Genomic DNA, 12,658 nt, shown 5'->3' on the forward strand with positions numbered 1-12,658 from the left:
CGGCTCCGGTCCCGCGGAGGGGGCGGGACCGGAGCGCAGGACACGAAGAGGGAGGGGTCCGATGGGCAAGGGCGACGAGGAGTACGGGGACTGGGAGGAGCTGGTCGGGGCGGCGCTGCTGGGCACCGACCGGCGCCGGGGCGGGGGCCCCGCCGGCTCGCCGGAGGCCCTGCTGGACGCGGCGGCCGTGCACACCGTGCGGCGCCGGGCCGGGCTGCGACCGGCCGGGGCGGGCTCGCGCCCGGAGCCGGCGCCCCGGGACCCGCGCCCGGCACCACCGGCCGCGGCCCGGCAGCGGCTCGCGCAGCTGCTGGCCGGCCGGACCGGCGCGGGCAGCGGCGGGCGGCGCGGCGCCGCCCCGGATCTGACGGAGCTGCTGCCGCAGTGGCTGGCCGCGGCCGGCCGGCACGGCTACCGCTCACCGGCCGCGCTCGTGCCCGCACTGCTGGACGCGGCCCGGGCCCGTACGGACCTGCGGCCGCAGGCACTGGCCCTGGCCGGGGCGCGGGGGCTGTGGCTGGCGCGGCTGAATCCGGACTGGCGGTTCGCCCTGCGCGGCGGGGCCGGAGGAGCCGGGGAACTGCCGGACGTGACGGACCTGGCCGGGGTGGAGCGGCTCTGGCAGGAGGGGTTGTTCGCGGAGCGGGTGGCGCTGCTGGGCGCAGTACGGGCGCACGACGCGGCGGCCGCGACGAGGCTGCTGGCGACGACCTGGGCCACCGAGCGGGCCGAGGACCGGCTGATGTTCCTCGATTCGCTGCGGGTGGGGCTGTCGGAGGGGGACGAGCCGTTCCTGGAGGCGGCCCTGGGCGACCGCAGCCGAAATGTCCGCGCGACGGCCGCCGAGCTGCTGTCGGCGCTGCCCGGCTCGGCACTGGCGGGGCGGATGGCGGAGCGCTCCCTGGCCTGCGTGGGCCCGGAGGGCGTGAATCCGCCGGCCGAGTGCGATGCGGGGATGCTGCGGGACGGGGTGGTCAGGAATCCGCCCGCCGGGCGGGGGGAACGGGCGTGGTGGCTGGGCCAGTTGGTGGAGGCGGCTCCGCTGTCCTGCTGGCGGGAGCGGTTCGGGGGGCTCGGCCCGGCGGAGATCGTGGCCCTGCCGGTGGCCGAGGGCGAGGTCTGGCGGGAGGAACTGCACGCGGCGTGGTGCCGGGCGGCGGTGCGCCAGCGCGACGCGCGGTGGTCGCGGGCCCTGCTGGGCGTGGCGTCCGCGCCGCCCGCGGCGGGCCCGGGGACGGCTTCGCTCGCGGAGCGCGCCAAGCTCCTCGAGACCCTGCCGGACGGGGAACGGGCCGACTGGGTCGCGCAGTTCATACGGGCCCACGGGCTCTCGGAGGCGTTCCAGCTGCTCGGGGTGTGCGTGGTGCCGTGGGCGGGGGCGCTGGGCCGGGCGGTCGTGGACGCGCTGGACTGCGCCCGGGAGGCGGGCAGTTACCCGTGGAGCTTCAGCGGGGTGATGGGGTTGGCGGAGCGCTGCCTCGACCCTGCGGAGGCCGGCCGGCTGGAAACACTGACCGCCGCGGCGGAGGAGCCGGCGGACAGCGCGTCCGGCGCCGCCGCGTACTGGTCCGAGGCCTTCCAGCGGCTGGTGGCCACCCTCCGCCTCCGCGAAGCGATGCTCTCGGAGCTGACCCCGGCCTGACCAACCGGGCTCCGCCCGGGGGGACCCTCACGCCTCAAACGCCGGCGGGGCTGAAATTGCCGCGGCGCGGCAATCCAGCCGCGCCTGGCAGGCTGCACCAGCCAAAATCCAGCCCCGCCGGCGTTTGAGGCGCGGGGTCTGGGGCGGAGCCCCAGCAACGGCGCCGCAGAGGCTACTGGCGGACGTTCGCGCGGACCCAGTCGACGATGGAGGTCGTCGTCGCGCCCGGGGTGAAGATCTCGGCCACGCCCTTCTCCTTGAGAGGGGCGATGTCGTCCTCCGGGATGATGCCGCCGCCGAAGACCTTGATGTCCTCCGCCTCGCGCTCCTTGAGGAGTTCCAGGACGCGCGCGAAGAGCGTGTTGTGGGCGCCGGAGAGGATCGAGAGGCCGATCGCGTCGGCGTCCTCCTGAATGGCGGTGTCCACGATCTGCTCGGGCGTCTGGTGGAGGCCGGTGTAGATGACCTCCATGCCCGCGTCACGCAGCGCCCGCGCGATCACCTTCGCGCCGCGGTCGTGGCCGTCGAGACCCGGCTTGGCCACCACCACACGGATCGGACCGGTCACACCCATCGCACTGCCTCCCGAGTGAACGAACGTTAAGTACAGCATCGCGCACGCCGCCGTTTCACGGTCAACCAGGAGGGGGAAATCACACGTGGGACGGCATTACGCCACCGTGCCGACAGCCGCACGGCACGGTGGCGTAACGGCCGCAGTCCCGAGAGGCTCAGGGGAGGCCGTCAATGGGGCTGTGCATACCCGCGTCGATTCCCACGCTGTCGATACCCACGGTCGGCGCCGCACTGCGGGCCGGCGCGCTCGAGGTGGTCGTGCTCGGCGGACATCTTCTCCTGTATCCCACCGGAGTGTGCCAGGAGAAGGTCGCCGCCGGCCCGCCCGCGACACGCCCGCCCGTCCTCCTCCTCCACGGGTTCACCGACAACCGCTCCGTCTTCGTCCTGCTGCGCCGCGCCCTCGGGGCGGGCGGCCTGCGGCACGTGGAGGCGTACAACTACTCGCCCTTCACCCGCGACCTGCGCGTCACGGCCCGCCATCTCGCCCGGCGCGTCGAGGAGCTGTGCGCGCGCACCGGGCAGGAGCGGGTTGACCTGGTCGGGCACAGCCTGGGCGGGCTGGTCGGCCGGTACTACGTCCAGCGCCTGGGCGGCGACGCCCGCATCCGGACCCTCGTCACGCTCGGCACCCCGCATTCCGGCACGCTGGTCGCCCCCTTCATGGACGCGCACCCGCTGGTGCGGCAGATGCGCCCCGACTCCGAGGTGCTGGCCGAGCTGGCCGCGCCCGCGCCCGGCTGCGCCACCCGCTGCGTGGCGTTCTGGAGCGAGTTCGACACGCTGATGGTCCCGGTCTCGGCGGCCCGGATCGAGCATCCGGATCTACGCGTGGAGAACGTCCAGGTCACCGGCATCGGGCACCTCGCCCTGCCCGCGCACCCCACCGTGATCGCGGCGATCCGGCGCGTCCTCGACGGGATCGGATCGGCCTCCGCGGAGTCCTCGGAAGCCTCGTCCGTCGCATAGACGCCAACCGACGCGAAGTCGAACGGATTTCGAACTCAAGGCCAAGGCTGCGTCTTTATGCGACCGAAAGACGGCCGAATGCCCGGTTCCGGCGAGGTGGAAACCCTCCGAAGATTGTCGTTGCGAGTAACCGCCGGGTACAGTCACGCCACTGCTCTCCTCCGGTGAACCCCGAGTTCCCCGGCCACCCAGGCCCCCCAATGCCGAGGCGAAAGAGAAGTTGGTGAACGACCGCCCCTCGCCGGGCCAGTACCCGGATCCCGGGTATGACGGCCTTGCCACCACCACTTTCGCTGGTGACTCGACCTACGTTTCCTATGAAACGCAGGGCCAGGGGGTCAACTACGCGGCATACGGCTCTTATGAGACGGGCGCGTACGACACCACGGCATGGACCTCTCAGGACGCGTACCTGACCACGATCCCGTCCCAGGGCATGCCCGCGGACAGCACGGGGCAGTGGGATGCGAGCGCCTGGAACACCCAGAACACGCAGAACACGGACTACTCCGGCTACACCGAGTACCAGCAGCCGGCCCCCTTCGGGTACGACACCTCGGCCGAGCAGACCGGTCACTGGGCGATGCCGGGCTACGGCACCGAGACCGGCGCGTACGACGCCACCGCCTGGAACACCGTCACGGAGACCCAGGCCCAGACGCAGTACGAGTACCAACCCGCTCAGCAGCAGCAGGAGTACACGTACGAGGCGGCCGCGCCCGCCGCGGACTACGCCTACGAGGTCCACATCCCGGCCCAGGACGCCGTCGGCGAGAGCGACGCCTACGGAGACACCTACAGCGAGACCTCCGTCTTCGAGGTCCTCCCCGAGGAAGTCACCGACACGCCCGAGGTCCACGACCTCCCCACCCAGGCGATGCCCGTCACCTCCCCCTCCGTGCCGCGCGCCGCGCGCCGGACCGCGGCCAAGGGCAACGCCAAGGCGGGCGGCGGCAGCAGCCGTCGCCGCACCCCGGCGAAGCGTTCCGCCCTGCTGACCGTGGCCGTCCCCTCCGCCTGCGTGATGGGCGTCGCGGGTGTCGCGGCCGCCTCCGTCGGCGGGCTCACCGGCACGGAGAAGCCCGGCGAGGACACCACCACGATGGCCGCGCCCGACCCGGCCTCGGTGAAGCCCGTCGCGGCGAACACCAAGCTCGACACCCAACTGGCGGCGCTCAGCGCCGACGCGGGCGACTTCGCGGACCGCGCGAGCCGCACGCAGGAGCGCATCGACCTGCGCCAGCGCCAGGAGGACGAAAAGAAGAAGAAGGCGGAGGAAGCCGCGGCCAAGGAGGCCGCCCGCCCCAAGTTCGCGATCCCCGTCGAACAGCACGGCCTCAGCGCCAGCTTCGGCCAGGCCGGCGGCATGTGGATGTCCGTGCACACCGGCATCGACTTCCCGGTGGCCTACGGGACCCCGGTCATGGCCGCCACCGACGGCACCGTACGCACCCAGTACAACAGCGCCTACGGGAACATGGCCATAGTGACCGCGCCCGACGGCACCGAGACCTGGTACTGCCACCTCAGCAGCACCAAGATCCGGGGCGGCAAGGTCAAGGCCGGCGACGTCATCGCGTACTCCGGCAACTCCGGCAACTCCACCGGACCGCACCTCCACTTCGAGGTACGGCCCGGCGGCGGGTCCGCGATCGACCCCCTGCCGTGGCTCCGCAGCCACGGCCTGGACCCGAACTGACCCCCGACAGCCAGAGCTACAGCTTCTGCACCGGCGCGTAGCGCAGGAGCAGCCGCTTCGGCTTGTCGTCCCCGAAGTCGATGGTGGCCTGCGCGTCCGCGCCCGCGCCCTTGACCTCCATGACGGTGCCGAGTCCGAACTGGTCGTGCGTCACCCGGTCCCCGACCACCAGGGCGATCACCGGCTTGTCGGCGGCCCGGCGCGTCGCGAACCCGGACGGGCCCGACTTCGTGCGCGAAGAGGACAGGAACGCCTCCGGCGAGGTGCCGAACGACGTCTTCCCACCACCCTGGCCCGAGCTCCGGATCGGACCCGCCGGCTTCTGGGCCGCGCCCGTGCGCTTCCACTGCAGGTACTCCGCCGGGATCTCCTCGAGGAACCGCGACGGCGGGTTGTACGAGGGCGTCCCCCAGGCGCTGCGCATCGAGGACCGGGTCAGGTACAGCCGCTCGCGCGCACGCGTGATGCCGACGTACGCGAGGCGGCGCTCCTCCTCGAGCTCCTTGGTCTGGCCCAGCGACCGCATGTGCGGGAAGACCCCGTCCTCCATGCCGGTCAGGAAGACCACCGGGAACTCCAGGCCCTTGGCGGTGTGCAGGGTCATGAGCGTGATGACGCCCGTGCCCTCGGTGTCCTCGTCCGGGATCTGGTCGGAGTCGGCCACCAGCGCGACCTGCTCCAGGAACTCGGCCAGCGTGCCGGAACCGGGAGCAGGGGCCCCCGTCTCGGCGGCCTCGGCCGCCGCGGCTTCCCGCGCCTGCTCGAACTCCAGCGCCACCGCCGCCAGTTCCTGGAGGTTCTCGATCCGCGTCTCGTCCTGCGGGTCGGTCGACGCCTGGAGCTCGGCGAGGTAGCCCGTACGCTCCAGCACCGCCTCCAGCACCACCGCGGGGCCCGCGCCCGAGTCGACGATCGTGCGGAGCTCCTCCATCAGCACGTTGAACCGCTTCACCGCGTTCGTCGAGCGCGCGGCCATGCCGAAGGCCTCGTCCACCCGCCGCAGCGCCTGCGGGAAGGTGATCTTCTCGCGCATCGCGAGCGCGTCGATCATCGCCTCGGCGCGCTCGCCGATGCCGCGCTTGGGCACGTTCAGGATCCGGCGGAGCGGGACGTTGTCCTCGGGGTTCGCCAGCACGCGCAGGTACGCGAGGACGTCGCGGACCTCCTTGCGCTCGTAGAAACGGACGCCGCCGACGACCTTGTAGGGCAGCCCGACGCGGATGAAGATCTCCTCGAACACACGCGACTGCGCGTTGGTCCGGTAGAAGATCGCGACGTCCCCCGCCTTGGCGTCCCCGGCATCCGTCAGCCGGTCGATCTCGTCGGCGACGAACTGCGCCTCGTCGTGCTCGGTGTCCGCGACGTAGCCGGTGATGACCGCGCCCGTACCGGCCTCGGTCCACAGGTTCTTGGCGCGGCGGTTCTCGTTGCGCTCGATGACCGCGTTGGCGGCGGAGAGGATCGTCTGCGTGGAGCGGTAGTTCTGCTCGAGCAGGATCGTCGTCGCGTCCTTGTAGTCCTCCTCGAACTGGAGGATGTTGCGGATCGTCGCACCGCGGAAGGCGTAGATCGACTGGTCTGCGTCACCCACGACGCACAGCTCGGCGGGCGGCAGGTCCGGATAGCCGGTGCCGACCAGCTCGCGCACGAGCGTGTACTGGGCATGGTTGGTGTCCTGGTACTCGTCCACCAGCACGTGCCGGAAGCGGCGCCGGTAGTGCTCGGCGACGTCCGGGAACGCCTGGAGCAGGTGGACCGTGGTCATGATGATGTCGTCGAAGTCGAGCGCGTTGGCCTCGCGCAGCCGCCCCTGGTACATCGCGTACGCCTGGGCCAGGGTCTTCTCGAACCCGTCCACCGCCGTGTCGGCGAAGGCTTCCTCGTCGATCAGCTCGTTCTTCAGGTTCGAGATCTTGGCGTTGAAGGCCTTGGGCGGGAACTTCTTCGGGTCCAGGTCCAGGTCGCGGCAGACGAGCGCCATCAGGCGCTTCGAGTCGGCCGCGTCGTAGATCGAGAACGAGGAGGTGAAGCCGAGCCGCTTCGACTCGCGGCGCAGGATGCGGACGCACGCGCTGTGGAAGGTGGAGACCCACATGGCGTTGGCGCGCGGGCCGACCAGGCTTTCGACGCGCTCCTTCATCTCTCCGGCGGCCTTGTTGGTGAAGGTGATCGCCAGGATCTGGCCGGGGTGCACGTTCCGCGCGGACAGCAGGTGTCCGATGCGGTGGGTCAGCACCCGGGTCTTTCCGGAGCCGGCGCCGGCGACGATGAGCAGCGGCGAACCCGCGTGCACCACCGCCGCGCGCTGCTGCTCGTTCAGCCCGTCCAGGAGCGCCGCCGGGTCGATGACGGGCCTGGGGGCACCGTCCCGGTAGTACGCGTCCCCGGACATGGGTACGTCGAACCGGCCCCCGAAGAGATCGTCCGCCTCCGGCTCCGGGGCGGCGTGGTCCTCGGGCGGCGGCGGGACCTCGTCGGAGGGGCTGAGGTCCGCCAGGAAACTGTCGTCAAAGAGGCTGCTCATCGCATTCCGAGTCTAGGGGGCGGGACCGACAGCCGGTCCCGGGCCCGGAAAATCGCCGACGGCCAGGGTCAGCAGTCCCGGGAAGCGCCGCTCCAGGTCCTCGCGGCGCAGGGTCAGGAAGAGTTTGCGGCCCTCGGGCCGCTGGCAGATCACCCCGGCCTCGCGCAGCGTGCGCAGGTGGTGGGTGACGGTGGAGCGCGGGAGCCCGGTGGCCACGGCGCCGCAGAAGACCTCCGTCCCGGAGCCGGCGAGGGTCCGGACGATCTCCAGCCGGACGGGATGGCCGAGGGCCGCCAGGACGTCGACCAGCTCGATCCGGGAGGCGTCGGGGTGGTGGAGCTCGTCGGCGGCCATGGAGCAACTGTACGCAAAACCCGAACGGACACCTCCAGCCCCCGGGGCACCGGCCCTCGGGGCCCCGGCACCCGCCCTCCAGGGCCCGGAAGCCCGCCCGTACGCTCGACGCCATGGACGTACTCATCAATGTCTTCGTCGGCCTGCACATCATCGGGATCGCCTCGCTCCTCGGCGGGTTCCTGACCCAGATGAAGGCGATGAGCGCGGGCACCGCCCGGTTCGTGCCCGCCATGCTGCACGGCGCGCTCACCATGCTCGTCACCGGCGTACTCCTCGTCGGCTTCAACGAGATGGACGGCTCGGCCGTCAACAACGTCAAGATAGGCGTGAAGCTGGCGCTCCTCTTCGTGATCCTCGCCCTCGTCTACGTCAAGCGTGACGAGGAGCGGGTGGAGAAGTCGCTGTTCGGCGTGGTGGGCGGTCTGACCGTGGTCAATATCTTCATCGCGGTCCTCTGGCACTGATCCGCATCGGTCCCCCGCGGCCAACCGCGGTCGCATCAGACCACTTACGATCATCCCGTCATCTGCCCGTTACCTCCGGGTCTAGCGTCCTCCTCCAAGCACCGAGAGAGGAAGGACGTGAGGCCCTCGTGGCCAGTCACCGAAAGCCCAGGCAGCGCCCGCTTTCCGGCGGCACCGTACGGACCGCCGCCACCACCCTCGCCCTCGCGGGCGCTGCCACCGCCACCGCCTTCGAAGGCACCTCCCAGGCCGACCCCCGCCCCACGCCCGCGCAGGTCGAGGCCGATGTGGACCGGCTCTACGAGGAGGCCGAGGCCGCGACCGAGCGGTACAACGGGGCGAAGCAGCAGGCCGACGAGGCCGAGCGGGCGCTGGTGGGCCTGCGCGACGAGACCGCCCGCAAGACCGACCAGCTCAACGCCGCCCGCGGCACGCTCGGTTCGCTCGCGGCCGGCCAGTACCGCAAGGGGTCCCTGGGCACCGCCGTCCAGCTCGCGATGGCGGCCGACCCGCAGGAGTACCTGTCCCAGGCCTCCTTCATCTCCCGCGCCGGGGACCGCAACGCCGCCGGGATCAGCACCGTACGCCGCCGGCTCGAAGAGGTCGGCAAGCTGAAGGAGCAGGCCGCCGGACACCTCGCCGACCTCCGTGCGCAGCGGGATGAACTCGCCGAGCACAAGGCCGAGATCGAGGGCAAGCTCACCACCGCCAAGCAGCTGCTGGCCAAGCTGACCGCCGAGCAGCGTGCCGCGTACGAGGCCCGCTCGGGCGGCGGCGATCCCGCCACCCCCGCCGCCCGCCCGCAGTCCGCGCCCCCGCCGCCGCCGTCATGGGGGCACCTCCCAGCGGTAGCTGGGGGAGGTTCCCGTGCGGCCCGCGCCGTGGCCTTCGCGCACGGGGCGATCGGGAAGCCGTACATCTGGGGCGCGACGGGTCCGGGCTCCTTCGACTGCTCGGGCCTGACCCAGGCGGCCTGGCGCGCGGCCGGGGTCTCCCTCCCCCGCACCACCTACACCCAGATCAACGCGGGCCGGCGCGTCTCACGCGACCAGCTGGCCCCCGGCGACCTGGTGTTCTTCTACTCCGGGGTCACGCACGTCGGCATGTACATCGGCAACGGCCAGATGATCCACGCACCGCGTCCGGGGTCGACGGTCCGGGTGGCCCCGATCGACTCGATGCCCTGGGCGGGCGCCTCCCGCCCCGCGTAGCCCCGCGCAGCGCCGCAGCCCGCAGCGGCTACGGCGCCTTGACCGTCTTGCTCAGCCAGTCGAAGGTCTGGGGCAGCTGCTTCGACCACGAGTCGAGGTTGTGCCCGCCGGTCACCTTCTCGGAGTGCACCGCGGTCGGGCTCTTCGCGATGGCCTTGAGGTCCATGCCGGACAGGTAGCCGTCCTGCTCCGCCCCCGACATCCACAGCGAGACCGCCGGCGGCGTGGGCGTGGTCTGGAGCAGGTGCTTCAGGTTGTGGGTGCGGCGCAGCTCCGGGTCCTGGGCCACCAGCGAGGAGGGCTCCTGACCCGGGTCGTTGTAGCCGGACAGGGAGACGGCCGCGCTGTAGCGGTCGGGGTGGTTGATCGCCAGCTTGGCGGCGCAGTACGCCCCGGCCGAGTACCCGGCCACGCCCCAGGTGCGGGCCTCTTCCGAGACCCGGAAGTTGTCGGTGACCATCTTGCGGACGTCGACGCTGAACCAGCTGTCGGCGTTGACCTTGCCGGGGATGTTGGCGCAGCCGGTGTCGGCGTTGCCCAGCAGCATGGCGCGCGGCGAGACCAGGATGAACGGCTGCACCTTGCCGCTCTTCATCAGCGGCTCCAGCACCTCGTGCGCCTTGAGCCCCTGGAACCAGGACTTGCCCGTCCCCGGTATGCCCGGGATCAGCTCGACCACGGGGAACTTCTTGTCCTTGTAGGCCGGGTCGTCGTACTGGGGCGGCAGCCACACCATGACGTCGCCCTTGACCCCGGAGATCTTGCCGTCGAGCTCGGTCTTCTGGACCCGGCCGCCGAGGCCCTCGACGGGCTGGAAGGCCTGCTTCACCTTCGGCGCGGACTCGGCCTTCTTCCCGCCCAGCCCGTCCGGCCCGAGGTCGGGGGCGGCGGTGACGTACTTTCCGGTGCCGAACAGATCGCCCCAGGAGGCGTAGAAGGTCATGTCCCGGTTGACCCCGATGAACACCAGCGCGATGGCGGTGACCTGGGCGAACACCACCATCAGGCCGCGGGACGCGACACGTACGACGGCAGGGCCGCGCACCTTGCTCCACACGGCCAGCGGCAGGACGACGGCGATCACGGTCAGAGCGACCGCCGTCGCGAAGAGGGGGGTCCCCGTCAGGCTCATCACGGGAACGTAGAGGGCCGCACGGCCGTTCCCGGTTGCCCCTCCCCCCTGCGGCATGGATCACATCGGGATCGTCGGATCGTCCTGCGGCTACACCAGCCGGCGGGCCGTCGCCCAGCGGGTCAGCTCGTGCCGGTTGGAGAGCTGGAGCTTCCTGAGCACGGCCGAGACGTGCGACTCCACCGTCTTCACCGAGATGAAGAGCTGCTTGGCGATCTCCTTGTACGCGTACCCGCGCGCGATGAGCCGCAGCACCTCGCGCTCGCGCTGGGTCAGGCGGTCCAGGTCCTCGTCGACCGGCGGGGCGTCCGTGGAGGCGAAGGCGTCGAGCACGAAGCCCGCCAGCCGCGGCGAGAACACCGCGTCCCCATCCTGCACCCGGAAGATCGAGTTCACCAGGTCGGAGCCGGTGATGGTCTTGGTGACGTAGCCGCGCGCGCCGCCCCGGATGACCCCGATGACGTCCTCCGCCGCATCCGACACCGACAGGGCCAGGAACCGCACCTGGTTCTCGGACGCCGCCATCAGCGGGGCGCAGCGCCGCAGCACCTCGACCCCGCCGCCGCCGGGCAGGTGCACGTCCAGCAGGACGACCTCGGGCCGGGTGGCGGTGATGACGGTGACGGCCTGGTCCACATCGGCGGCCTCGCCGACGACCTCGACCCCGGTCCGCCCGGTCTCGCCGATCTCGGCCTGTACGCCGGTCCGGAACATCCGGTGGTCGTCTACGAGCACCACCCTGACGCGCCGGGTCTCCTGCACACCGCTGTCCTCGGTCATGCTGCGTTCGCCGCCCTCTCCATCTCCAGCTCGACTTCCGTGCCGCCGTCGGGCGCCGACCGCAGCCGTGCGGTCCCGCCGTTGCGCTGCATCCGGCCGATGATCGATTCTCGTACGCCCATCCGGTCGTCCGGTACCGCGTCGATGTCGAAGCCCGGTCCCCGGTCCCGTACGGACACGAACACCGTCTGCCCCTCCACCTCCGCGTACACCTGCACCGGCCCGCCCTCGCCACCGTACTTGGCGGCGTTGACCATCGCCTCGCGCGCGGCCTGGACCTGTGCGGCCAGCCGCTCGTCGAGCGGGCAGTCGCCGACGACCACGACCTCGATGGGGACGCCGTGGTGGTCCTCCACCTCGGCGGCGGTCTTCTTCACGGCCTCCGCGAGGGTGGCCGGCTCCTCGGCCTCGTCCTTGCCGGTGCCCTCGGGCTTGTACAGCCAGTTCCGCAACTCCCGCTCCTGAGCCCGCGCGAGCCGGCGCACCTCGCCGACGTCCTCCGCGTTGCGCTGGATCAGGGTGAGGGTGTGCAGCACCGAGTCGTGCACGTGGGCGGCGACCTCGGCGCGCTCCTGGGCGCGGATGCGCATCAGGCGCTCCTCGGAGAGGTCCTGGGTCATCCGGATCAGCCAGGGTCCGGCGAGCAGCGCGACGCCGACGAGGACGGCGAGGGTGGCGGTGAGGACGTTGCCGAGCTGGGCCGCGGAGCCGCGCACGACGATGAAGACGGTGAGGCCGACGCCGACCAGGGCGACTCCGGCGAGCGCCCGGGCCGCTTGCAGCAGCCGCCCGTGCCGTCCGGCGGCCTCGGTCCAGTGGGCCCGGCGGGCGTTGTCGGCCTGCCGCCATACGAGGACCACCCCGGCCCCGACCAGCAGCGTCGGCCACACGTACCGGCCGGAGGCGCCGCCGACCTGGACCTGCGAGATGAAGATGCCCGCGCCGATGCACAGCGCGATCAGCGCGCTGATCTGCCCCTTGTCGGGTTTGCGCAGGCGGCGCGTGCCGTCGGGCAGGGTCTCGAAGTAGGAGCGGTGCCCGCTGCGGCCGCCGACGCCCAGCGGTACGAACACCCAGAACGCGGCGTACAGCAGCACGCCGAGGCCGTCGCCCCACATGAACAGGCCGAGGAAGGCCAGCCGGACCCAGATCACCGGCAGCCCGAGGTGCCCGGCGAGACCCCGCGCGACACCGCCGAGCATCCGGCCGTCGGCGCTGCGGTAGAGCTTGCGCTGCGGCGCTTCGTCTATGTCGGGTGCGAGCGGGGTACGGGGAGCGGCGGCGGCTGCGGGCATGTCACCAAG

11 protein-coding genes are annotated in these 12,658 nt (G+C 71.9%); 5 read left to right on the forward strand and 6 right to left on the reverse strand.

The annotated features are described in order from the left end of the window. Positions 1-61: 61 nt before the first annotated feature. Complete coding sequence (locus JIW86_RS17370) at positions 62-1,642, forward strand: DUF5691 domain-containing protein (protein WP_257554702.1); 1,581 nt, start codon at positions 62-64, stop codon at positions 1,640-1,642. Positions 1,643-1,814: 172 nt separating this feature from the next. On the opposite strand, the gene JIW86_RS17375 is transcribed toward JIW86_RS17370, so the two are convergent. Further along, positions 1,815-2,216, reverse strand: a complete 402-nt coding sequence (locus JIW86_RS17375; RefSeq protein ID WP_215143866.1) for a cobalamin B12-binding domain-containing protein — start codon at positions 2,214-2,216, stop codon at positions 1,815-1,817. A gap of 173 nt (positions 2,217-2,389) precedes the next feature. Between JIW86_RS17375 and JIW86_RS17380 the strand changes: the two genes are divergently transcribed. Together JIW86_RS17380 and JIW86_RS17385 are read left to right on the forward strand one after the other, a co-directional pair. Then, positions 2,390-3,187 (forward strand): esterase/lipase family protein, encoded by a 798-nt coding sequence (locus tag JIW86_RS17380; protein WP_257554706.1) that lies wholly within the window; start codon positions 2,390-2,392, stop codon positions 3,185-3,187. Between the two features lie 223 nt (positions 3,188-3,410). After that, on the forward strand, positions 3,411-4,886 hold the full coding sequence (locus JIW86_RS17385; protein ID WP_257554708.1) for a M23 family metallopeptidase: 1,476 nt from the start codon (positions 3,411-3,413) through the stop codon (positions 4,884-4,886). Positions 4,887-4,902: 16 nt separating this feature from the next. Here JIW86_RS17385 and pcrA read toward each other — a convergent pair whose 3' ends face one another. Beyond that, positions 4,903-7,410 carry a DNA helicase PcrA gene (pcrA, locus tag JIW86_RS17390; RefSeq protein ID WP_257554710.1) on the reverse strand — a complete coding sequence of 836 codons (2,508 nt, stop codon included), beginning with the start codon at positions 7,408-7,410 and terminating at the stop codon, positions 4,903-4,905. Positions 7,411-7,422: 12 nt separating this feature from the next. Then, positions 7,423-7,764, reverse strand: coding sequence for an ArsR/SmtB family transcription factor (locus tag JIW86_RS17395; RefSeq protein WP_215143871.1), 342 nt, complete (start codon positions 7,762-7,764; stop codon positions 7,423-7,425). Between the two features lie 113 nt (positions 7,765-7,877). Between JIW86_RS17395 and JIW86_RS17400 the strand changes: the two genes are divergently transcribed. Both JIW86_RS17400 and JIW86_RS17405 read left to right on the forward strand, forming a co-directional pair. Further along, entirely contained in the window at positions 7,878-8,231 is a 354-nt protein-coding gene (locus JIW86_RS17400) for a hypothetical protein (protein ID WP_215143873.1), read from the forward strand. A gap of 128 nt (positions 8,232-8,359) precedes the next feature. Beyond that, positions 8,360-9,442: a C40 family peptidase gene (locus tag JIW86_RS17405; RefSeq protein WP_257554713.1), complete on the forward strand. Its 1,083-nt coding sequence runs from the start codon at positions 8,360-8,362 to the stop codon at positions 9,440-9,442. A gap of 28 nt (positions 9,443-9,470) precedes the next feature. Here JIW86_RS17405 and JIW86_RS17410 read toward each other — a convergent pair whose 3' ends face one another. From JIW86_RS17410 to JIW86_RS17420, 3 genes are all read right to left on the reverse strand, one after another. Next, a complete protein-coding gene (locus JIW86_RS17410) occupies positions 9,471-10,574 on the reverse strand; it encodes an alpha/beta hydrolase (protein ID WP_257554715.1) in 1,104 nt (367 codons plus the stop codon). A 90-nt stretch (positions 10,575-10,664) separates the two neighbouring features. Beyond that, positions 10,665-11,354: a LuxR C-terminal-related transcriptional regulator gene (locus tag JIW86_RS17415; protein ID WP_215143877.1), complete on the reverse strand. Its 690-nt coding sequence runs from the start codon at positions 11,352-11,354 to the stop codon at positions 10,665-10,667. Continuing rightward, positions 11,351-12,649: an ATP-binding protein gene (locus JIW86_RS17420; protein WP_257554717.1), complete on the reverse strand. Its 1,299-nt coding sequence runs from the start codon at positions 12,647-12,649 to the stop codon at positions 11,351-11,353. The genes JIW86_RS17415 and JIW86_RS17420 overlap by 4 nt, the downstream gene beginning before the upstream one ends. Positions 12,650-12,658: the final 9 nt, after the last annotated feature.

This window comes from Streptomyces sp. NBC_00162 (assembly GCF_024611995.1).
GTDB lineage: Bacteria > Actinomycetota > Actinomycetes > Streptomycetales > Streptomycetaceae > Streptomyces.